This window comes from Acinetobacter sp. S40 (assembly GCF_016624705.1).
Lineage (GTDB): Bacteria > Pseudomonadota > Gammaproteobacteria > Pseudomonadales > Moraxellaceae > Acinetobacter.
The window spans coordinates 396,227-419,545 of the sequence record NZ_JACVTU010000002.1 but is presented as its reverse complement, the minus strand read 5'-3'; the positions used below and the strand labels follow the sequence as shown (position 1 = coordinate 419,545).

The following is a 23,319-nucleotide window of genomic DNA, read 5'->3' as shown; positions in this document are numbered from 1 at the left end:
AGTATGAAAAATAAGGGTTTCAGGCGCGAACACGTGTTCGTTCAGGGTCGTAAAACGGCAGAGCAACTACAGTCGCTTTCAGGCGTTTTTGCTGCCCATCAAGTTTGCCAATTTCAAGGGTTGAACCCACAGTTGCGTGTTGGGGTGCTATACGGCATAAGGCTATCTGTTTGTGTAGTAATGGGGAGTTAGTTGCGCTTGTAATGACCCCTATAGGAAAGCGTCCGTTATAAACGACATCCCCATGTAGTGCGGGTTCGCTTTTTTCTAAGATGAGTCCAACTAATTTATGTCTACTGGCAGCAGATTGATTCTGAATAGCTGTTTTACCTAGAAAGTCTTCTTCTTTTGTTTTTAGGGGAACGGTGAACCCAATACCTGCTTCAAAGGGATTCGTTTGGGCATCAAACTCATGTTGAGCAAAAATTAGACCTGCTTCAATGCGCAGCATATCCAATGCATCAAATCCCATAGGCGCGATATCAAAAGCTTGACCTTCCAGCCAAACGGCATCCCAGATCTGTTCTGCATGATCGGGATGGCACCAGACTTCAAAACCCAGTTCCCCCGTATACCCAGTACGCGAGATCATCACGGGAATACCAGTTGCTCCCCCTAAACGGCCTAAAGTAAAATGAAACCAGGCCAATTTATTAATAGTGGGTTGATGCTCAGGTGTCCAAATGATTTTTGATAATAATTCACGACTTTTGGGGCCTTGAACTGCGATATTGTGAATCTGGTCAGAGGACTGGCGTATACTGACACGATAGCCCAATTCCTGTGCTTTTTGTTTAAACCATCGCCCACTATATTCATCACCACAGATCCAACGAAAATTGTTTTCGCCTAAACGAAAAATCGTGCCGTCATCCACCATACCTCCTGTTTCCAAACATGCAGCAGAATAGGCAATTTCGCCAATCGCCAATTTACGGATATTACGGGTAAGCATGTATTGCAAAAAACTTTCGGCATCTGGTCCAGTTATTTCAAATTTGCGAAGAGCGGTTAGATCGATAACAGCTACACGTTCGCGACAAGCTAGATATTCTGCTTTTGCTCCCCAACTGCTGTATTCTGATGCCACCCAGTAACCGTGGTATTCTACGAGTTTTGAAGTTAATCCCGAGATACGTGAATAGAAACCAGATTTTTTAGTCATACGAGGCATCTCCTCTGGAGCGATACGATAAGGTTGTGAGCGAGGAAAATCTTGGAATTCATCATAAATACGGACATGAATATCGGTAGGAATCCACCCATTAGATGGATCAATATCATCTGGACAGGCTGAAGAAGCACAAAGTAGGTCTTTTTGCGCGCGCATTAATACGTAATCCCCGGGACGTGACCATGGTTCATCCATTGAAATGGTGCCGCAGGGTTCAATCTGTGTGTTGTAAAAGAAGTTAATTGCAGGCCATGCGCTCTTGGCCTGAATACCATATTTGCACAGGATTTTATTAAAATTATCTGTACAGGAAATATGTCCAAAGTAGCCCGAATCTTCATAAAACTTAGGGCTACATGCAGTTAAAAACATATCATGGCGACCTACTGTATCTTGCACAATTTCTACCAGTGCTTGCAGGTCTGAACCATAAAAACGGGAATGAATCCCAGGTAACGGTGTGCTATGCCCTAATAGGGTTCGAGTTGCGACTGCATCTAGACCAATTTCTTGGCCATTTTTTAAAGCCTGACGATCAAAAGCCAAAAAGTCAGAGCATTGTTTGCCTGACACATCAATAATTTGAATCCATTGGCCTACTTTAACCTCATAACTTTTTGCAGAAGCACGTGCAATGCGAATTTCTTGTAGAGGCGGGGCAAAAAGTGGAGGTAAGTATTCACTCTGGGGGCGGGCTTTGAATAATTTAACTTCAATTTCGTCGATGGCATCTTGCTGATCAACGCGCATATTTTTACCAGTATTCAAAACAATAAGTCGCAAATTATTGAGAGCTTTAAAACGTACAAAACCCTCGTGTTGAATTAGGCGTTGAACTTGCTTTAAATCACTTTGTTGTAACCCCAATCGTTGCAGTTGATGTTGTAATTTCTGGGTTGAGTGTCCTTGTTCTGCCAATTGCGCTTTTGTATTTTTTGCGATATCAGATTCGAGCACAGTTTGTTCAGAAAGTAATTGTAAAGAGTGAGGCTGGATATACCCTTGTAAGTCCTGTATCACGAATTCAATAGATTGTTCTTTTGCAAGATGCAGTTCAATTTCATCTTGTGCTTCAAGAGAAAAAGATCCAACTGATTGAGGATCAACCCGTAGGTTCAAACAGTGAATTGCGGGTTGCAAATGAAAAAAATCTCCTGTTTCTTCAAAGATATTTTCATTTTTTTGAGGTTGTTGTAAGTGTCCCATGTAACATCACCTATAGCTGTGCGACTGGCAGCGAAACCGATAAAATTAAGTCGGTTAGTCCCTTCCGTTTTATTCACTATCCCTAGTCATAAAATAGAAAACAATTCCACCGATTGAATACCTAAAATGAGGTAGATTTTATTTTTGGCATGAATAATGCTCAAAAAAATTAACCATGAAGAATATAAATGGCTGATCAAAGGTGAGTCAATCAAATAAATGAACAGCGATTTGCCGCATTTAAAATGGGTAAAGATATGAAGTTTTGGCAACACTGGTTCAAAAATCGAACGCATTCCAATGATCTGGAGTCGATGCAAAAGACTCTATTCGCTTGTCAATTTGATTTATTTTGTGCCCAGCTGGAACTACAACTGGCGCAAATGCAAAATGTTTCAGAACAAATCCCATTATTTTTGGAACATCTGCATCAACAGATTCCGCATTTTTTTTCAGAACAAAAAATACAATATTGTCTGGTGTTTTGTTATCCCTTTACTCAGGAATGCTTTATTTATCATGCTCAAACAGAACAGATGAACCGATCTGATATTGAGCTGATTCAGCAAACCCTGTTGAATAATTCTGTGTATGTTCAGCAGTCAGACAGGCATGTAGCTCAGGAAATGGCTATTTTATCTTATCAGTCAAAGTTGTTATTAACAGGCCATGACATTCTCGTTTGGCGTTTATATAGATTTTTATCACCCGTCGAATTGCCATTTAATTTCATGCAATTGTTAGATCAAGCTTTAGGAAAAGGACTTGAGGTCTGGTTACAACAACAAAAAAAATTACACCAAATATTATTGGAGGAACGAAAGGACGTTGCAGCAGAACTACATGACAGTATTGCACAGATATTAGGCTTTTTACGCCTCAAATCAGCGCAACTGCATCGTCAGTGTAAGGACAATGCGCAATATACGGAGATACAGGATGTAACTGAAGAGCTTGCAAGTTATACCCATTACGCCTATCAGCAAACTCGTGAACTAATTACAGCTTCTCGTTTGGCTTATCAGGAACTGGATTTTTCATTGGCATTAAAAAAAGTCATTCAGGAATTTGAACATCAATCGAGTATTTCATTTGAACTGGATAATCGTATTCCTCAATTTAAAGTCACGGCTAAACAGGCGGTGCAATTGCTTTATATCATCAGAGAAAGCTTAAGTAATATTGTCCGACATTCTCATGCTTCACTTGCACAAATACGGCTGGACTATCTGGCTTCGGGTGAGCTGCAAATTCGGATTGCCGATGACGGCCGTGGGTTGGATTTAAGCCAGAAACGCAGCGACAGTTTTGGGCTGGATATTATGCGAGAACGTGCTGAACGTATTGGAGCAGAACTTAGTTTTAGTGTGAATTTTCCTCAGGGAACCTGCGTTCTGTTAAAGCTAAATGCGTATTCATAAATTTTAAAAGGGGTCATCAAAATGTCGATGCCAGTCTATACAGTGAGTATTGTCGATGATCATGCTTTATTTCGGCGTGGTGTACTCGATATTTTAAGGCAATCGGGCCGTTATCAGGTTCTTGCAGAATATGCTTCAGGCAGAGAGTTTTTGGGTCAGATGCAACAGGTCTACCCCGATTTGTTATTGCTTGATGTACAAATGCCTGATGAATCTGGTTTAAATATTCTAAGGGAGATTCGTAAAACCGATCAACGATTAAAAGTCGTTGTTTTGACAGCGAGCGATGATGCACAAATTATTTTGGAAGCGATACAGCTGGGTGCAAATGGATTTTTGCCTAAAGATACTTTGCCAGAAGTCATTTTATCTAATCTAAACGATGTCTTAAATGGACAAACGATTTTACATGGGCAGGGCATCACTATTTTAGCACATCAGTTGCGGCTCAATAGTCATGAGGCAACAGAATTATTATCCGAAAGCCCTGAACTCATGGATGATCACCATGTTTTATTTTCAGAAATGACGATGCGCGAACAGGAAACTTTATTGCTTATTGCGAAAGGATTAAATAATAAGTTGATTGCTAGAGAGCTGGGAATCAGTGATGGCACAGTCAAAGTATATGTGAAAAGCCTATTGCGCAAATTGAATGTACATTCTCGACTGGAACTTTCAGTCTGGGTACACAGGCATTTAAAAACGATCCGTAACGTTTAATAAATATGAATAATTTCATAGTAGGAGCATCATATGCTAAAACTACTGCATAACGTCCTGCATCCTCATCCTGCTGCGTCCATCAAACAGTCTTGGTCTCCCTTATTTCAGTCTTTTTCGGAAATAGTTTTACTGGTCGATCAATATCTAAACATCTATGAATATAATGTTGCGTGGATTAATTTTATTCATATTGATCATTCAGATCGTACTTTGATCCCGCAGCAAGATTTTTCTCACTGGGTTTATCCCGAAGATGTGTATTATTTTAAGCATTTGTTGAACCATCCACAAAATAGCCAATATCGTTTACGTTTAATGGATGGAAAAAATAATTTGCACTGGTTTGAGGTTTCAGCAAATTATATTCAACATGATCCTAAGCACAATAAAATGTATTGGTGTTTGATATGTTCTAATCAGACCGAACGAATTAAGGAGCAATATTTACAGGTTGCTCAACAGCGCAGTTTAAATGATCTGTTAAAACGTCTGCCTATTATGTTATATCGGTCCCGAAATGATCGGGACTGGACCATGGAATATGTCAGTGAAGGTTGTGAAAAAATTACGGGTTATGCTGCACATCAATTATTAAATACACCTTTATACGGCAATATCATTCATCCTGACGATGAAGCCGAAGTTTGGGAAGTTTCACAAACAGCCATACGAGCTCGAACGTTGTTTTATCTGGATTATCGGTTAATACGAGCAAATCAAAATATTTTAAATGTTCAGGAAATAGGGCAAGGCTTATATTCAGAGAGTGATATGGTTTTGGGGGTAGAGGGGGTAATTTTCCCCAATGCGGGTTGATCAACCCAATAGACTTTTACAGTATTCCTAACTAACCCCTTGGTCATACCTACTACAGGGAATTTATCTCCTTAAATTTCAGAATTATCGTTAATTCAATAGTTTTACGATTTGAGGAGAACATCAATGACACGTGTTGCGATTATCGGGGCAGGACCAAGTGGAATGGCGCAATTGCGTGCATTTCAATCAGCTCAACAAAAAGGGATGGATATTCCCGAAATCATATGTTTTGAAAAGCAGTCTGACTGGGGAGGACAATGGAATTATACATGGCGTACAGGACTAGATGAACAGGGTGAGCCTGTTCATAGCAGTATGTACCGTTATCTGTGGTCAAATGGCCCCAAAGAAGCCCTTGAATTTGCTGATTATAGTTTTGATGAGCATTTTGGTAAGCCAATCGGTTCCTATCCTCCACGAGAGGTATTATGGGATTACATTAAAGGTCGTGTTGAAAAAGCTAATTTACCCGATGGTTCAAATGTTCGAAGTTGGGTACGTTTTAATACGGCTGCTCGTCATATTGAGTTTGATCAAGTCACTCGTCAATTTACGGTGACTGTACATAATTATGATAAAGATGAAGTTTATTCGGAAGTTTTTGACTATGTTGTGGTGGCTAGCGGACATTTCTCTACTCCAAAAGTACCAGAATATGAGGGATTTAAAAGCTTTGGCGGACGGATTTTACATGCCCATGATTTTCGTGATGCGCTTGAATTTAAAGATAAAACAGTTTTAGTGGTAGGCAGTAGTTATTCGGCCGAAGATATTGGTTCACAATGTTATAAATATGGTGCAAAGCAAATTATCAGTTGTTACCGTAGCGCACCGATGAACTATAAATGGCCTGCTAACTGGTCTGAACGTCCAGCATTAAAACGAGTCGATCAGACGCATGCGTACTTTGTTGATGGTTCAAGTGCACAAATAGATGCCATTATTTTATGTACCGGCTATTTGCATTATTTTCCATTTATGCAAGAAGAATTACGCCTTAAAACAGATAATCGTTTGTACCCTTTAGGCTTATATAAAGGTGTCGTCTATGAGAAAAATACTCGATTATTCTATTTGGGCATGCAAGATCAGTGGTACACCTTCAACATGTTTGATGCACAAGCATGGTATGTGCGTGATGTGATTTTGGGAAAAATTGAACTGCCTGAATATGACGAGATGTTGGCACATACGCAGAAATGGCACGATATCGAAAAAGCCATTACCGAAGTGCCTGACATGTATAAATTTCAGGGAGATTATATTCTAAATCTGATTGAAGCTACGGATTATCCAACCTTTGATATTGAAGCCATGCGCTTAATTTTTATGGAATGGAAACAGCATAAAAAAGAAAACATCATGACTTTCCGAGATCATATTTATACATCTGTCATTACGGGTACGTTAGCAGCCTTACATCATACGACTTGGCTTAATGCATTGGATGATTCTTTGGAAAATTATTTGCACGCGGGGCAGGAAGATTGCAAGAAGGTTGGATAAGCACATTTTGTTAAAAATGAGTGATCTCTAACGTTTGAATGATCTAAGCTGAGTGGTATCAATAAGGATTTACTTTTTAAAAATGAAAAGTAATAAAAATCTGTTGTCGGACTGACAATACGAAGCATTGTTGCAGTCCGCCATTCATATTGCCTGTCTTGATAGCTAATCAGGATTAAAGATTCTTGGATTATTTCTAGCGTTTGACAGTTTGAGCCAAGACTTCTCTATAAATGTCACATCCCATAAAAAAATTCATTTAAATACCCCTAAAGAGGTATGCCTTCAAGGAAATTTTCCTACCAAGAAAATAATTTTACTCTTGATTGATCTTCTTATTTCACTACACGGGGACTCTGCGATGCAAGAACACATGCTCAGTACGCCTGTTTATCAGAATGTCCATGATCTTCAAATACTACATGGGAAAACACTATTTCTGGTTCAGTCATCTCAGCCAACAGCAGTTCAGCATATACAGCAAAAAATGCGAGATGTTGATTTTGAGAATTTTTTTATTTTTCAAGATTCAGCCATCTGGGCAGAACAAATACAGGCTGTAGTTTTTCAATGTTTAAATCAGGCGCAGGCGGGATGGCGCGCCGTGATTCATGGCGAAGAGTATTTTATTTGGTTGGTCGATCATGCCTTACGCCAAGTAGGTTTGCTCAAAGATGAAATTGCGAGAGTGCTGATTGAGGGTAAACGTAACGTGTATTGCGTACATTGCTTTCATATGCAAAACAGCGATTCCGAAGAGTTTTGTCAATGTGAAAACTGTGGCGTTGATTTGCTGATTCGTAGCCATTTCTCCGAACGTTTGGGGGCATACATGGGGGTATGTGCCAATGCTGAACATCTAGGTGGACCTTACCAAAAGATTAAAGCGCTGGAGGTGAGTCATGTCTAATCTCATGCCAGTAAGAGTGAGTCAAATTGAGCAAATGACTTCAATTATTCGTGAATTTACCTTTGAGTCAGTCGATCAACCTTTAAGACATTTTTCATCGGGTAGCCATGTAGTGGTGCAATTACCAGTACAAGATCGAATTTTAAGAAATGCTTATTCATTGCTCAGTGATCCTTTTGAAAATCAATATTATAAGATTGCAGTACGCTTGCAGGACGATTCTCGCGGTGGTTCACGGTTTATGCATGATCAGGTGAACGTCGGTGACATTCTGAAAATTTCAGCGCCATTAAATCTATTTTCATTGCATTCTCAAGCCCAACATCATGTATTTATTGCAGGTGGCATTGGCATTACTCCCTTTATGTCACATATTCGGCAATTGATGCACAGTGGTGGGAGCTTTGAGCTGCATTATGCCTGCCGAGATCAAGTCAGTAATGCTTATGAATCGGTATTAAATCAACTCTTTCCAGCCCAATTAAATGTCTATTCGGAACGTACTGAATGTCGTTTAGATGTCCTAAAACTGTTGCAACAGCAAGATTTACATACACATGTTTATATTTGTGGGCCAGATCGTTTAATTGATGCAGTAAAAGATGCCGCCCAGAAGTTAGGCTGGTCAAAACATAGAGTGCATTGGGAAGCCTTTGCCTCACCACCTGCAGGAACACCGTTTCAGGCAAAACTAACTAAACGTCAAAAAACGATAGAAGTAGCGAGTAATTACAGTTTGCTCGAAGCGTTAGAGGCTCAAGGCGTGGAAGTACCAAGTCTCTGCCGTGGCGGTGTGTGTGGGCAGTGCGCTTTGAAATATAAAAATGGTGAGATTGATCATCACGATCATTTTTTAAATACCGAAGAACGTCAGCATTTTCTCATGCCCTGTGTTTCGCGTGCCAAGCATGGCAGTTGCATCGAACTCGATTTATAGAAAGGAACATTGCTTATGACTATTCAATTTAATCCATCAGAACAGATGCGCGATCAATTTTATTATTACAACAGCCCCAAAGCGATTGCACGTTTTCCTTTTCCTTTTCCAGAAGACCACTATATGTATTCTGTGAATATTGAACCTGTTGTTTCAAAATCGGACACTGTTTTTGAATACTGGTTTGATATTGATGAGCATTATTTAACAGAAATGAACGAGCGGGCGTTAACCCTCGCCAGTGATCCTAAACGTTGCATTGTTTTACCGCACATGCATCAAGCAGCTTGGGATTTTTTGGAAATGGCCATGACCCATTTATCACACGATTACCCAGAGCATTTCCAGTTGCAACAGCACGGTAAAGCATGGCATTGGGTGAATAAGCCTTTAAACATTGATATTCATTTTACTTTTGGTGATGCAGCCACATTACCACTTGAGCCTTTTGAATTTATCGCTCGACAGGTACAAGGTGATATTGCCTTGCTTGATCAGCGTGATGGCGATTTATACATGGATGCCGGCATGATTACGGGACCAGCCGATTGGTCGCTGAATTTTGATGCAGGAATGAGTTTCAAACAATGGCATGCGCCTGTGCCACAACTTGCACATAACTTAGGGGTGTTTGATCGTGCCTTAAAATTTTTACTCAATATTCAGGTCGATCAACCATACCGTCGTTTGAACTGGACGATGACAATCAATCCACGTATGGATACTTCCTCTGAAACCTATCATTTATGGGGACATGAGCGAGCATTAGTTACCCAAGACAATGCCGGTGAATTGGTACATTTACGTGTTGAACTACAAATGATGCCGCGTTTAGCACGTAGTAATGCCTTGTTATTTAGTATTCGTACTTATCTGATAAGTCTGAATGATTTGGTAAAAAATCCAATTTGGGCAAGGCGTTTACATCGCGTGATTCGGGACTTGCCCGAGCCAATTGCCGACTACAAAGGCATTAGCCATTACCGAGAACCCTTGGTGCAATGGTTAAGTCAATTTGATGAATAAAATTAGTATTTTTAAAAAGGAAAATTAAGTATGGCAAATTTATGGCGTATTTCGGCATTGGCAGAACGTCACCGTCAATTGGGGTCGAAACTCGAAGACTGGAACGGGATGGGAACGGCATGGACTTATGACAGCAATACTGCTGATCATTACACTGCAATTCGGACTAAAGCAGGGTTGATGGATGTTTCGGGTTTAAAGAAAGTTCACTATGTTGGACCACATGCGGAAAGCCTATTGGAATATGCAACTTCACGAGATATTTCAAAACTCTATCCGGGTAAATCTGCTTATGCCAGCATGCTCAATGAAGAAGGCAGATTTGTGGATGATTGCGTGATTTATCGCACGGGTCCAAATTCATTTCTGGTTGTACATGGTACGGGAATAGGCTTAGAAATGCTGACTCGTTCTGCCATCGGGCGTCAGGTTGCAATTTTATTTGATGATGATTTACATGATTTATCGTTACAAGGCCCATTGGCCGTGGATTTTCTGGCAGAGTATGTTCCAGGTATTCGCGATTTGCCATATTTCCATCATATTCAAACACGTCTATTTAATTGTCCAGTCATGATTTCACGAACAGGTTATACGGGTGAACGTGGTTATGAAATTTTCTGTAAAGCCAATGATGCGCCTATAATTTGGGATACGATTTTAGAAAAAGGCAAAAGCTATGGCATTGTACCGTGCTCATTTGTCACGCTGGACTGGTTACGCGTAGAAAGCTATCTCTTGTTTTATCCTTACGATAACTCCGAATATTTTCCATTCAAAAATGAAAAATCAGGCGATACATTGTGGGAACTCGGGCTTGATTTTACCGTTTCACCGACCAAAGGAGAGTTTCGTGGTGGTTATGAACATAAGCGTTTAAAAGACAAAGAGCGTTTTAAGATTTATGGCGTAGTTTTAGACACTGAACAAGCGGCGGAAATGGGGGATACCCTATGGGATGGTGATACCCAAATAGGTGTAATTACCTGTGGCATGTATTCTCCGTTAAGCAAAAAGTCGGTTGCTATAGCCCGTGTTGATGTGCCTTATGCAGTAGATGGCAAAGCATTGACGGTAAAAGGTAGTTTAGACGTGACTGCTGAAACTCATAGCTTACCATTCGATGATCCACAAAAATTAAAGCGAACCGCAAAAGGCTAATTCGAATCAAAAAGAACAATCCTGTCAGAATTGGCAGGATTTTTTATAGCTATTTAAAAAAAGGAAATCAATTTAGAGAGCATCTCTACCTGTTTCACCCGTACGAATACGGATCACTTGTTCAAGTGCTGACACAAGAATTTTACCATCGCCAATTTTTCCAGTAGATGCAGCTTTGCTGATCGCATCAATGGTCGTTTCTACAGATGTATCATCCAAAGCAATTTCTAGTTTGACTTTGGGTAAAAAATCAATTTTATATTCGGCACCACGGTACATTTCGGTATGACCTTTTTGTCGTCCAACCCCTTTTACTTCAGTAACAGTTATGCCTTGAATGCCTAGTGCAGAAAGAGCCTCACGGACATCATCCAATTTAAATGGTTTTATCACTGCGGTGATCAATTTCATTTGATTCCCCTGATTGAAAGGTCAATAAGCTTGGGTTTACGAATTTGTCATCATCTCGTTTCCTCTTTTGTTATATAGAATTTAAGCAGGAAAAGTCTATATTTCTTTATAAAATTCAAAGACTTTTTTTAGGTACTTCTTTAGAGGTATAGGCGTCTTTGGACTTTTCTTATGGGTTTAGTTGAATATTTGAAGAGGTATATTTAGACGGTAAATCGTAGGGCAAAACTAACATTTTTTGCTTAATTTTGATGCATAAAAAATTCCTATCACGAATATTTTATTGGTTGTATTTTTATCTAGTTGAACAAAAAGACTTTTTTAGAATGGCATAAAGCTTGCTAATACAACATTACCCTTAATTTAGAAGGTAATGCCATGAATGAATCTAGTTTGTTTAAGATCAAAAACATACGTTTAATTGGACAAAAAACGTGTGAACTTTATATGGAAAATGTGGAAACCCTGTCGATTAAAGGCTGGGTCATTAATTGCAATGATGTATTTATTCACCAGTTTCACGAGCAGTTAAACAACTTGTGTCAGTCCGATAATCCATTTCAGTCTTTACTACAGTTAAAGCAATACCACAAAGTTGAAGTTCTATGTTAGGCCAAAAGTGATGCGTGGTATTGAAAGCAATACCACCATTTCCTAGTTTTTATGTTTTATATCTATAAAAGTTTCCTGATAAGAAAAAAAAATCCAAAAAACTATGGACGATTAGGAAAAATTAAACTATAAATTACTACTAAGAAAATTAATTTCCTGAAAGGAAACTTTTTCAATGCGAATTGTCATCATCCGTCATCACGTTTAGGACTTAACATTGAGGAATTCATTATGTCCCACGATCAAATCGAGCAATACATTTTAAAAATTAGTTGTCCTGCTGCTTCAGGCATTGTGTCTGCGGTATCAAGCTATTTAGCAGGTAATAATTGCTATATCAGTGAAATGTCACAATACGATGATGAAACAACCGGATATTTTTTTAGTCGCATCGTTTTTCGTTTTAATAACGGCAAAGGAAACATTGAGGAACTCAAGCAAAATTTTGGTGAGGTAGCAGAAAAATTTGCCATGAATGCAAGCTTTTATGACAAAAATAATCCGATGAAAGTTTTAATTATGGTCAGTAAGTTTGATCATTGTTTGCTGAATTTATTGTATCGCCATCATAAGGGCGAACTGGATTTTCAGATCACAGCCATTGTGTCTAATCATCTAGATTTACGACCAATTGCTGAACGTGAAGGCATTCGCTTCATCTATTTGCCCGTAACCAAAGACACTAAGCAGCAGCAAGAGCAACAATTGCTCGACATCGTGGATGAAACCGGTACGGAACTGGTAATTTTAGCGCGTTATATGCAAATCCTTTCCAATAATTTATGCACACAGCTTTCTGGTCGTGCCATTAATATTCACCATTCGTTTTTACCAGGTTTTAAAGGTGCTAAACCCTATCATCAAGCCTATGAGCGTGGAGTTAAATTGATTGGTGCAACAGCACATTTTGTGACCAGTGATTTAGATGAAGGGCCAATCATTGAGCAAGAAGTACAACGTGTTGACCATGCTTATTTGCCAGATGATTTAGTTTCTGTTGGCCGTGATACCGAAACCGTGGCGTTATCTAAAGCAGTAAAATATTTTGTTGAGCACCGCGTATTTATGAATGATGATCGTACGGTGGTGTTCAAATGAGCTTGGGCCTATTACAACAAGATGATGACAAAATCATTGATGGTAAAACCACAGCACAGCAGGTTCTAGACGAAGTCAAATACGAAGTTGTCAAAATGAAACAGCAGGGTATTGAACCATGTTTAGCGGTGATTTTGGTCGGTGAAGATCCTGCAAGTCACGTATATGTCCGTAACAAAGTCGAAAAAGCTGCATTTGTTGGCATGCGTTCTTTGGAGTTTCGTTTTGAAGTTGATCTGAATCAAGAACAATTACTTGCCAAAATTGATGAACTCAATGCCGATACCCGTGTACATGGCATTTTAGTGCAGTTGCCTTTGCCAAAACATATTAATGAAACCGATGTATTACAACGTATCGATCCCCAAAAAGATGTCGATGGTTTTCATAGTGAAAATGTCGGGGGATTGAGCCAAGGTCGTGATGTGCTTACCCCATGCACACCAACGGGTTGCATCCGTCTGCTAAAGGACAGTTTGGGTGATGATCTGAGTGGCTTACATGCGGTGGTGGCTGGACGTTCCAATATTGTCGGTAAGCCTATGGCAGCTTTGCTTTTAAAAGAAAACTGTACAGTTACGATAGTTCATTCCAAGACTAAAAATATACAGCAAGTGTGCCAGCAGGCCGACATTCTTGTCGCAGCGGTAGGGCGTCCAAAAATGATCAATGCATCTTATGTTAAAGCTGATGCGGTGGTGATTGATGTTGGGATTAACCGAATTCTGGAAAATGGCAAAAATCGTTTGGTAGGCGATGTCGACTTCGATGATGTACTGCCAATCGTAAGTGCTATCACCCCTGTACCAGGTGGAGTAGGGCCGATGACTATTGCTTATTTAATGAAAAATACCTTGCATGCTGCCAAGTTGCAGCACGCTGAATTGTAAAACGAAATTATCCGAATGATCACAGGCGTTTGAAACGCCGCGGAGGAATGTACCCATGCCTTTTGGTCTACTGAAGTATGGATTGAGCCATGAATATCCTGTGGAAGTGGATTTGCCTCCACCCAAGGAACTCAAAACTCATTATGACATTGTCATTATTGGGGCAGGCGGGCATGGTTTAGCCATCGCATATTACTTGGCAAAATATCATGGCATTACAGACATTGCCGTGTTGGAAAAATCTTATCTGGGCAGTGGCAATATTGCGCGAAATACTGCGGTTATTCGCTCGAATTACCTTACCTCCGAAGGGGTAAAGTTTTATGCCGAGTCAGTAAATTTATTTAAAAATCTGTCCAATGAATTCAATTTCAACATTATGTATTCTGAGCGTGGACAGTTGACTCTGGCACATACAGATTCTACGGTCAGAGCCTTTCGCCAGCGTGCTGAAGTCAATAAACATTTTGGTGGCCGTACTGAAATGATCGACCGCCAACAGATTAAAGAATTGGTACCTTGCCTGAATCTTGACCCGGCACATCTGCCTGTCTTGGCGGGTTTATGGCATATTGACGGGGCGACTGCACGCCATGATGCCGTAGCATGGGGCTATGCCAAAGAAGCAGCAAAGCGTGGGGTGGAAATTCATCAGCTCACAGAAGTTAAAGATTTTGTTGTAGAAAAAAATAAGGTCGTCGCAGTGAAAACCAACCGAGGCACTATACAGTGTGGTTGTATCGTACAAGCGATTGCAGGTTCCTCTTCTATTTTAATGAACAAACTGAATATCCGCGCTCCAATTCATACCTTCCCTTTACAAGCTATGGTGTCACAGCCATTTAAACCGTTTATTAATCCATTGGTGAGTTCATCTGCATTGCATTGTTATGTACAGCAAACCAGTCGAGGGGAAATTGTATTTGGTGGCGGTTCTGATCCGTATCCCTTGTACAACACGCGTTCAACACTCGATTTAAAAGAAAGCTTGCTGGCACATGCTATTGAAATGTTCCCATTTATGGCAAATGTGAAATTAATGCGGCAATGGGCAGGCATTACTGATATGACACCCGACTATAGTCCGATTATGGGGAAATCACCCTATGACAATTATTATCTCGATGCTGGATGGGGAACTTGGGGGTTTAAGGCCACACCAATTTGCGGAAAAACTATGGCAGAGCTGGTTGCGACTGGTCGTACACCTGAGTTGATTAAACCGTTTGCGCTAGAACGCTTTAGTCGTTTTCAGCAAGTCAATGAAATGGGCGCCACTGCGGCCAGCCACTAGGGAGTAGATTACATGAAAATTATGCATTGTCCTTTAAATGGCCCTCGTAATATCAGCGAATTTACCTATGGCGGCGAACTCAAGGAAATGATTGATCAAAACACTTGCAGTGACGAGGCATGGGCAGATTATGTGTTCAATACTCGAAATATTGCTGGTGTTGTCCTCGAATGGTGGATGCATACACCAAGCAGTTACTGGTTCATCGCTGAACGTCATACTGTGACCGATAAAATTTTAAGAACCTTTGATGCCAAAGCGTTATTTTCACAACGCATTGATTTCTCTGCCCCTGAAGCGACAGCAACTGTAGTACATAAGGAGTCATTAACATGAGTAAAAGTGAAACTTTACAACGACTGCCTTTACCTTATGGCTGTTTAATTGACCGTCAAAGAACCATTGAGTTTGAATTTGATCAGCAAAAATTTACGGGTTTTGCCGGTGACAGTATTGCCAGTGCCTTACTTGGGCAACAGCGTTGGGTAATGTCACGTTCATTTAAATATCATCGCCCTCGTGCACCTTTGACTCTAGCGGGTCAAGACGCCAATACCTTGATTCAATTGCCACATGAGGCCAATGTATTAGCGGATACCACTGAAATCAGCACAAATCTAATAGTATCGGGTCAGAATTTTTCGGGCAGCTTATTGAAAGACAGTAATGCTTCTTTAGGGAAGTTTTCAAAATTTATGCCAGTCGGATTTTATTATCGTTCATTTTTCAAACCCAAAGGAGTCTGGAAACTTTGGGAACCTTTAATCCGAAAAAAAGCGGGCTTGGGCATTGTGGATTTAAATTTTCAGCCTGAGTATTACGATAAAGCTTATTTATTTACAGATGTTGCGGTGATTGGCGCTGGACCAGCAGGGTTACAAGCGGCATTAAGTGCAGCCAACGAGGGTGCAAACGTCTTATTAATTGAGCAAGAGAAAATTCTTGGCGGTAGTTTGAACTATGCACGGTTCGATTTGTCAGGTAAAAAAGCGGCTGAGTTACGTGCCAAGCTGGTCAGTGCTGTTGAGCAACATGGCAACATTACGGTGATGAAACAAGCAGTATGTAATGCATGGTTTACTGATCACTATTTACCAGTAATTCAAGGCAAACGTATGTATAAAGTACGTGCTAAACAATGTGTGGTGGCAAGTGGCAGTTTTGATCAGCCTGTTGTGTTTCGCAACAATGATTTACCAGGAGTGATATTAACCAGTGCAGCGCAAAGACTAATCAAATTATACGCGGTCAAGCCAGGTCAGCGCATTGTGATGCTGACTGGGAATGATGATGGTTACTATGCTGCATTAGATTTTATTGAAGCGGGTTTAAATGTTGAGGCTTTGGTTGATTTACGCGCAACGACCGCCAATGAAAGCTTGCAGCAAGCGGTACAGCAAAAAATTCAATGCTATATGAACAGTACGGTTTATGAAGCTTTTCATGATAAAAGCATGCATCGTGTAACGGGTGTGGAAATTCGCAATATTATCAGTGAGGGGCAAGTTGGTAATGTCATCAACAAGCTGGAATGCGATGTTTTATGCATGTCTTCTGGTTATATGCCTGTTTATCAATTGTTGTGTCAGGCGGGGGGCAAACTGAGTTATGACGAGCAAAAAGCTGAATTTAATATTTCAGACTTGCCTCAAGGCTTACATGTCGTAGGTTCAGTCAATGGCGTGCATCATATTGAAAATGTATTAAATGATGCACAGTACACTGCACGCTTGGCTGTGGCTCAAGCTTTAGGACAGGATATACAGCAAGATCAGCCCAAAATGCTCCATGAGGCAGCAGTAAACTTTCCATGGCCGATTTTTGAACACCCAAAAGGCAAAGAGTTTGTTGATTATGATGAAGATTTACAAATCTGCGATATCGTGAATGCTACTAAATGTGGTTATAGAGATGTGCAATTGGTGAAACGGTTTTCAACCGTGGGAATGGGGCCATCGCAAGGACGTCATTCGGCTTTGCCTACAGCCCGATTGGTGGCAAAGTCGACTCAGCGCAGCATGAGTGAAACGGGTGTAACGACAGCGCGTCCGCCATTTACTGTTGAAAAACTGGCGCATGTGGCAGGACGTGGTTTTGAACCATATCGACAAACAGCCATGCACAGCCGACATGTTGAAGCTGGTGCGAAAATGATGCCCGCTGGCAATTGGCAACGTCCAGCCTTTTATGGAAACCCAGATGAACGACTAAAAAATATAGCAGATGAAGTCAATAATGTACGCCAGAATGTCGGCATTATTGATGTCTCAACATTAGGTGGTCTGGATGTTCGTGGGCCAGACAGTGCCGAATTTCTAAATCGACTTTATACCTTTGGTTTTGCCAAATTGCCAGTCGGAAAAACCCGTTATGCTGTCATGGCAAATGAGCATGGGGTCGTGATTGATGATGGTGTGGCAGGACGTTTAAGCGAAAATCATTTTTATGTGACCGCCACCACCAGTGGGGTAGATCGTATTTACCAGCAAATGCTGAAATGGAATGTACAGTGGCGTTTAAATATTGACATTACGAATGTGACTACAGCATTGGCCGCCGTTAATATTGCTGGGCCCAAATCGCGTGAAGTGATGAGACAAATTTGCCATGATGTCGATTTATCCAACGAGGCATTTCCATATTTGGGACTCCGTGAGGGAACCATTTATGGTATTCCTGTGCGTATTTTACGCGTTGGCTTCGTGGGCGAGTTGGGCTATGAAATTCATTTCCCGGCACGTTATGGGGAGTTTATGTGGGATAAACTCATCGAAGCAGGTAAGCCTTTCAATATGAAACCATTCGGAGTAGAAAGTCAGCGTTTATTACGTTTAGAAAAAGGCCACATCATTATTAGTCAAGATACCGACGGTATGACTCATCCTCTAGAAGTTGATTTAGGCTGGGCTGTCGCGCGTAATAAACCATGGTTTGTTGGTAAGCGTTCAATTGCGATTTTAGAAGCACAACCGTTGAAACGTAAACTGGTATCTTTTGTTTTGGATAAATCTCAAGAGCAGCCACTTGAAGGGCATCTTGTACTTGAGGGCGAAAATATTTCAGGCAATATCACGTCCTGCGAATATTCACCTACCGTGGACAAAATTATTGGAATGGCGTATGTCGGGATTAATCAAAGTGAAGTTGGACAACAATTTCCAATCCGTGTTGAGAATCGTGCCGTTGTACTTGCGACAGTCGTCAAAGCCCCGTTTTACGATCCACAAAACCAACGTCAGGAGGTTTAAGCCATGCAAAATTTATATCATGCACAGCGCAGTCCGATTGCTAAAACAGTTCCTACCTCACTTTACCAAGCTTTTGGTCAGGGTAAAATGTTTCTGAAAGATGACTCTATAGATGCCAAATGGCAGATTCAAAAATCTGCCATTATAGATTTAACAAACCTTTCTCGAGTGGGTTTTCGTGGAGCTGATACGGCAAATTATTTGAGTAGTTTTGGATTTTATTTACCAGAAGTCCCAAACTTTGCTTTACAACAGGCCGATGGGAGTTGGGTTGCGCGTTTATCTGCGACAGAATATTTATTGTTAGGTTCACTCACCGATTTTGGTGAAAGAATCAATCAGTTAGAAAATGGCTGGACAATGGATGATCGTGCAAATTATTTATTGCCCCGACAGGACAGCCATGCATGGTTACAACTGACTGGGGAAACTGCGGCTTGGGTGATGGCAAAACTCTGTGGAGTTGATCTATCCAGTGAAGTTTTTGCTATAGGACAAATTGCGCAAACCTCTGTTGCTCGGGTCAATGCGATTGTGATTAATGTGAGTGATACCCAAACGCAAAAATTCGATATTCTTTGTGACCGAATGGCTGCTCTATATTTGTGGGAAGTTTTGCAAGATGCCATTACTGAATTTGATGGTAAGGCGGTGGGCATAGAAGGGCTATTGTAAGCTGTTTACTCATTTCAAAACAAAATTGGTATAGATTAAGGTCTATGCCTTTTTTTATTTAAATAAAGAGTGGAAATGGTACATCTTTGCAGTCTGGATTAATTCGTGTGATTCTAAAAATATTGTAATTGAATAAGAAGCAATTGATTTGAGAAATCAATTAAATCTAGCTCAGATATCTTATATGAACAGATTTACAGGCATGGCCAATACATTTTAGCTTAAATAAAAAAGCCTGAGATCTATCTCAGGCTTTTATTAAATCTGGTTAATCATTATAAGCGCGTTCATTGTGATCGCTAATATCTAAGCCACGTTGTTCTGCTTCATCAGATACGCGTAAACCCATTGTTTTATCAATGATTTTCATAATTATAAAAGTGAGCACACCGCAGTATACGATTGTTAAAAGAATACTTGAAACTTGTGCGATTAATTGACTCATGACATTTACATCCTGATTGCCTCCCAAGGCAGGAATACAAAAAATACCGGTCAAAATACAGCCAACCATTCCACCGACACCATGTAAGGCAAAGACATCGAGGGCATCGTCAAAACCAAATTTGCGTTTTAAACCCGTCACAGCAAAGAAACAGCAAATACTGGTGATGATACCTATGGCTATTGCACCTAATGGCCCTACATAAGCGGCGGCAGGTGTAATACCAACCAATCCAGCAATTGCACCAGATGCTAGACCTAAAGATGTAACATGTTTAAGCACCATTTTTTCTATTAGCATCCAGCCAAAAATACCACCACACGTTGCAAGCATTGTGGTGAGTAAAACCAGCCCGGCTGTAGTATTCGCAGCTAATGCAGAACCTACATTAAAACCAAACCAGCCTGCCCACAGCAGTGCCGCACCAATCATGGTATATACCAAATTATGTGGCGGCATGGCAGTCGTTGGCCAGCCACGGCGTTTACCTAACACGATTGCACCTACCAGAGCAGCCACACCAGAATTAATATGAACGGCTGTACCCCCTGCAAAATCTAGTACTCCCCAATTGTGCATAATTGCACCAGGTCCACCCCAAACCATGTGTGCCAAGGGTCCATATACTAAAATGAGCCACAATGCACCAAAAAGTACAGCCGCACCAAATTTAATACGTTCCGCATATCCACCCAATGCGATACAGGGTGTAATCATCGCAAAAGTTAGGCCAAAAGTCGCCAAAACATATTCAGGTACGCCTGCAACAAGTGTCTGGTCATTTATATTTGCAAAAAATGCTTTGCTTAGCCCTCCCACAAAACTATTTATATTTAAAGCACCTTCAGTCATATTGGTGGTATCTGCGACAAAGCTATAAACAAACGCCACCCATAAAATACCGACCACGCTGGCAACCGCAAAAAATTGTGAAAATATAGAGAGGACGTTTTTTGCACGAATCATTCCCCCATAAAACAGTGCTAATCCTGGAATGAACATGATTAGAACTAAAATAGCCGATGTCATAATCCATACTGTAGATGCGGCGTCAAACGGGGCATCGGCAGCAAAACAGTAAGTGGGTAAGATTATCAGGCAACCGAGTAGCATTTTTTTCAACGCATAGGAAATCATGCATTTACTCCCATATTCTAAAAAAGGTTTGTCATTTCATATCGCCTTCAGACGAAGGAATTTTTATATTCCTTTAGGGAATATTAATTTCTTTTTATTAAAGCAATTCTTATACCATGATTGTTTTTTAGACCATAAATATGTAATTGATTGTTTTATAATACTTTTTGTTTTGAATTAAGCGGAATTAATTTCTGATGTGGTCAATATTGAGACATTTATATGTAATGTACAGGGGTTTTAATATCGCCATTTAGGGTGAGATGTTTTGTCTTAACCACCATTCACCGCAAATGGCATTAATTCATTCTTCACTTGGCCCATAATTCATGACAGAGAGTAGGCGAATAGGAACTTTGATTAGTTTTTCTGGGCCATGGGGAATTTCGCCTTCTAATGTCAGGCAATCCCCCGGCTGCATGTGGAAGACTTCATGGCCATGTCGATACATCAATTCACCTTCGACCAAATACAACATTTCAGTACCAGGATGGGCAAAAGTTGGAAACTCTTCACTGGCGTCATCCATGCTGACCAAATAAGCCTCGAAATTTTTACGAGGGCCTCTTGAATGGGTCATCAGTTGATAGGTATGACCTTTTTCTGTACCGCGACGCACCACTTCCATACCTTCGCCCGACTTCACCAACATGGCATGGCTTTCTTGTTGGTCATATTGGGTAAATAAAGTAGACATGGGAACGCCTAGGACTTCACACAAACGGCTAAGTGTTTCAAGACTGGTAGATACCTGAGCATTTTCGATTTTGCTTAACATCCCTTGGCTAATTCCAGCAATCTGTGCAACTTCCGATAACTTTAAACCTTGTGCTTGGCGAAGACGCTTAATTTGAATACCGATGTATTGTTCCAGCTTCAAGCTGTTCTTTATTTGTCTCATTATGGTTCAACTCTGCACTGTTTTTGATAGTTCATTTTGTAGGATTTTACTAAAAACATGTTGGTCATGTTGGAAAAATTAAAAATCATTTTAAGAAAATAATATTCTCTATAGGAATATTAATAACTTATTCTCATTCGACCTTCTTTTAAGGCAATTTTCACAAAGTTGGCAAGAGATTTGCTTTCTCATTAGTAAATAAAATTTCTTGCTATGAAACTTGTGTTGATGTAAAAGTATATCCATGCAGTTTTCAAGCCAAACATAATTTTTGTCATATCAGGAGTATGTCAAATGTTGCAGCAGGCTATTAAGGAAACGATTGATCATGACAATGTCATTAATCGTCCAATGTACCGTCCCGAAGTGCAAAAGGTGATTGACCAATTTCATTTGAAATATGTGTTGGCTCAGTTTGTTGACATTCATGGGGCAGCAAAAACTAAATCGGTACCCATTTCTGGATTAAAAGCAATTGAAAAAGATGGGGTTGGTTTTGCTGGTTTTGCCATTTCAGGAATGGGCATGCAACCCCATGGCCCTGATTTTATGGTGAAAGGGGATTTATCTTCTTTAACGCCAGTACCATGGCAACCGGGCTATGGGCGTGTGGTATGCGAAGGTCATGTCAACGGTCAACCGCATCCTTATGACACACGGTATGTACTGCGTAAGCAGGTGGAACGTTTGAGCGTAAAGGGCTGGACTTTGAATACAGGTCTGGAACCTGAGTTTAGTCTGTTTCGCCGTGGTGAAGATGGAAAACTCAAGGCTGTAGATGATTCGGACAATCTAGATAAGCCTTGTTACGACTATAAAGGTTTATCTCGTTCTCGTGAGTTTTTGGAACGTTTGACTGAAGCCTTAATTCCCGTAGGTTTTGATATTTACCAAATTGACCATGAAGATGCCAATGGCCAGTTTGAAATTAACTATACCTATAGCGATGCCATGAATTCGGCTGATATGTTTACCTTCTTCCGTATGGCTGCAGGGGAAATTGCTAATGATCTCGGCATTATTTGTTCATTTATGCCAAAACCCGACCCGAAACGTGCTGGCAATGGCATGCATTTTCATCTCTCTATCGGTAGCGATGAATCAAGCAATTTGTTTCATGATCCAAGTGACCCAAGTGGTATGGGCTTATCGAAAATGGCCTATCACTTTATTGCTGGCTTATTGGCACATGGCCCTGCTTTATGTGCATTTTGTGCTCCAACGGTCAACTCTTATAAACGTTTAGTTGTCGGTCGTTCTTTGTCAGGAGCGACTTGGGCGCCGGCTTTTCTTGCATATGGTTCAAATAACCGTTCAGCCATGGTTCGTATTCCGTATGGACGTATTGAATTACGCCTACCCGATGCCGGCTGTAACCCATATTTGGTGTCGGCAGCAATTATTGCGGCTGGTCTAGATGGTATTGAGCGTGAACTTACTCCTCCACCTGCATGTAATGAAAATCTCTATACCTTGGGCTTAGAGGAAATTGCTGCCCGTGGAATTGCGACCTTACCGCAATCTTTAAAAGAAGCCGTAGAAGCTCTAAAAGCTGATCCATTATTTAGAGAAACATTAGGTGCAGAAATTGTCGATGAATTCATTGAACAAAAAAGCATGGAGTGGGTGGAATATTGCCGCCATGTCTCTGACTGGGAAATTCAACGTTATACCGAGTTTTTCTAAGAACTCTACAACCCAATAAATGAAGATGAAATGATT

The 23,319-nt window shown here is 40.5% G+C and carries 20 protein-coding genes; 16 read left to right on the top strand and 4 right to left on the bottom strand.

Annotated elements, in window-relative coordinates; all coding sequences use genetic code 11:
- Positions 1-19 precede the first annotated feature (19 nt).
- The gene (locus IAE19_RS04575; RefSeq protein WP_200459748.1) at positions 20-2,380 is read right to left on the bottom strand and encodes a DUF1989 domain-containing protein; all 2,361 of its coding nucleotides are present in this window, start codon (positions 2,378-2,380) and stop codon (positions 20-22) included.
- Between the two features lie 257 nt (positions 2,381-2,637).
- Between IAE19_RS04575 and IAE19_RS04570 the strand changes: the two genes are divergently transcribed.
- The 8 genes from IAE19_RS04570 to IAE19_RS04535 all read left to right on the top strand — a co-directional run bounded on the left by IAE19_RS04570 (position 2,638) and on the right by IAE19_RS04535 (position 10,886).
- Entirely contained in the window at positions 2,638-3,801 is a 1,164-nt protein-coding gene (locus IAE19_RS04570; protein WP_200459747.1) for an ATP-binding protein, read from the top strand.
- A gap of 21 nt (positions 3,802-3,822) precedes the next feature.
- Positions 3,823-4,524, top strand: a complete 702-nt coding sequence (locus tag IAE19_RS04565) for a response regulator (RefSeq protein ID WP_227612186.1) — start codon at positions 3,823-3,825, stop codon at positions 4,522-4,524.
- 33 nt (positions 4,525-4,557) lie between these two features.
- Positions 4,558-5,343, top strand: coding sequence for a PAS domain-containing protein (locus tag IAE19_RS04560; protein ID WP_200459746.1), 786 nt, complete (start codon positions 4,558-4,560; stop codon positions 5,341-5,343).
- A 126-nt stretch (positions 5,344-5,469) separates the two neighbouring features.
- Complete coding sequence (locus IAE19_RS04555; protein WP_200459745.1) at positions 5,470-6,852, top strand: NAD(P)-binding domain-containing protein; 1,383 nt, start codon at positions 5,470-5,472, stop codon at positions 6,850-6,852.
- 361 nt (positions 6,853-7,213) lie between these two features.
- On the top strand, positions 7,214-7,762 hold the full coding sequence (locus tag IAE19_RS04550) for a dimethylamine monooxygenase subunit DmmA family protein (RefSeq protein ID WP_200459744.1): 549 nt from the start codon (positions 7,214-7,216) through the stop codon (positions 7,760-7,762).
- On the top strand, positions 7,755-8,699 hold the full coding sequence (locus IAE19_RS04545; protein WP_200459743.1) for a PDR/VanB family oxidoreductase: 945 nt from the start codon (positions 7,755-7,757) through the stop codon (positions 8,697-8,699). Before IAE19_RS04550 ends, IAE19_RS04545 begins: the two co-directional genes overlap by 8 nt.
- Positions 8,700-8,714: 15 nt before the next feature.
- Positions 8,715-9,725: a heme-dependent oxidative N-demethylase family protein gene (locus tag IAE19_RS04540; protein ID WP_200459742.1), complete on the top strand. Its 1,011-nt coding sequence runs from the start codon at positions 8,715-8,717 to the stop codon at positions 9,723-9,725.
- A gap of 30 nt (positions 9,726-9,755) precedes the next feature.
- The gene (locus IAE19_RS04535; RefSeq protein ID WP_200459741.1) at positions 9,756-10,886 is read left to right on the top strand and encodes an aminomethyltransferase family protein; all 1,131 of its coding nucleotides are present in this window, start codon (positions 9,756-9,758) and stop codon (positions 10,884-10,886) included.
- Between the two features lie 72 nt (positions 10,887-10,958).
- On the opposite strand, the gene IAE19_RS04530 is transcribed toward IAE19_RS04535, so the two are convergent.
- Positions 10,959-11,297 (bottom strand): P-II family nitrogen regulator, encoded by a 339-nt coding sequence (locus IAE19_RS04530; protein ID WP_200459740.1) that lies wholly within the window; start codon positions 11,295-11,297, stop codon positions 10,959-10,961.
- Between the two features lie 378 nt (positions 11,298-11,675).
- Between IAE19_RS04530 and IAE19_RS04525 the strand changes: the two genes are divergently transcribed.
- The 7 genes from IAE19_RS04525 to IAE19_RS04495 all read left to right on the top strand — a co-directional run bounded on the left by IAE19_RS04525 (position 11,676) and on the right by IAE19_RS04495 (position 19,114).
- The gene (locus tag IAE19_RS04525) at positions 11,676-11,909 is read left to right on the top strand and encodes a hypothetical protein (RefSeq protein ID WP_200459739.1); all 234 of its coding nucleotides are present in this window, start codon (positions 11,676-11,678) and stop codon (positions 11,907-11,909) included.
- Between the two features lie 231 nt (positions 11,910-12,140).
- Positions 12,141-13,007 (top strand): formyltetrahydrofolate deformylase, encoded by an 867-nt coding sequence (purU, locus tag IAE19_RS04520; protein ID WP_200459738.1) that lies wholly within the window; start codon positions 12,141-12,143, stop codon positions 13,005-13,007.
- Positions 13,004-13,897, top strand: a complete 894-nt coding sequence (locus tag IAE19_RS04515; RefSeq protein WP_200459737.1) for a bifunctional 5,10-methylenetetrahydrofolate dehydrogenase/5,10-methenyltetrahydrofolate cyclohydrolase — start codon at positions 13,004-13,006, stop codon at positions 13,895-13,897. Before purU ends, IAE19_RS04515 begins: the two co-directional genes overlap by 4 nt.
- Positions 13,898-13,952: 55 nt before the next feature.
- Complete coding sequence (locus tag IAE19_RS04510; protein ID WP_200459736.1) at positions 13,953-15,191, top strand: FAD-dependent oxidoreductase; 1,239 nt, start codon at positions 13,953-13,955, stop codon at positions 15,189-15,191.
- A gap of 12 nt (positions 15,192-15,203) precedes the next feature.
- Positions 15,204-15,527 carry a sarcosine oxidase subunit delta gene (locus IAE19_RS04505; protein WP_200459735.1) on the top strand — a complete coding sequence of 108 codons (324 nt, stop codon included), beginning with the start codon at positions 15,204-15,206 and terminating at the stop codon, positions 15,525-15,527.
- Positions 15,524-18,439: a glycine cleavage T C-terminal barrel domain-containing protein gene (locus IAE19_RS04500; protein ID WP_200459734.1), complete on the top strand. Its 2,916-nt coding sequence runs from the start codon at positions 15,524-15,526 to the stop codon at positions 18,437-18,439. Before IAE19_RS04505 ends, IAE19_RS04500 begins: the two co-directional genes overlap by 4 nt.
- Before the next feature lie 3 nt (positions 18,440-18,442).
- Positions 18,443-19,114, top strand: a complete 672-nt coding sequence (locus IAE19_RS04495; protein WP_200459733.1) for a sarcosine oxidase subunit gamma — start codon at positions 18,443-18,445, stop codon at positions 19,112-19,114.
- A gap of 268 nt (positions 19,115-19,382) precedes the next feature.
- Here IAE19_RS04495 and IAE19_RS04490 read toward each other — a convergent pair whose 3' ends face one another.
- Together IAE19_RS04490 and IAE19_RS04485 are read right to left on the bottom strand one after the other, a co-directional pair.
- Entirely contained in the window at positions 19,383-20,696 is a 1,314-nt protein-coding gene (locus tag IAE19_RS04490; protein ID WP_200459732.1) for an ammonium transporter, read from the bottom strand.
- 304 nt (positions 20,697-21,000) lie between these two features.
- On the bottom strand, positions 21,001-21,597 hold the full coding sequence (locus tag IAE19_RS04485; RefSeq protein ID WP_200459731.1) for a helix-turn-helix domain-containing protein: 597 nt from the start codon (positions 21,595-21,597) through the stop codon (positions 21,001-21,003).
- 294 nt (positions 21,598-21,891) lie between these two features.
- Here IAE19_RS04485 and glnT point away from each other — a divergent pair, with 294 nt between their 5' ends.
- Positions 21,892-23,283, top strand: a complete 1,392-nt coding sequence (gene glnT / locus IAE19_RS04480; protein ID WP_265092535.1) for a type III glutamate--ammonia ligase — start codon at positions 21,892-21,894, stop codon at positions 23,281-23,283.
- Positions 23,284-23,319 lie beyond the last annotated feature (36 nt).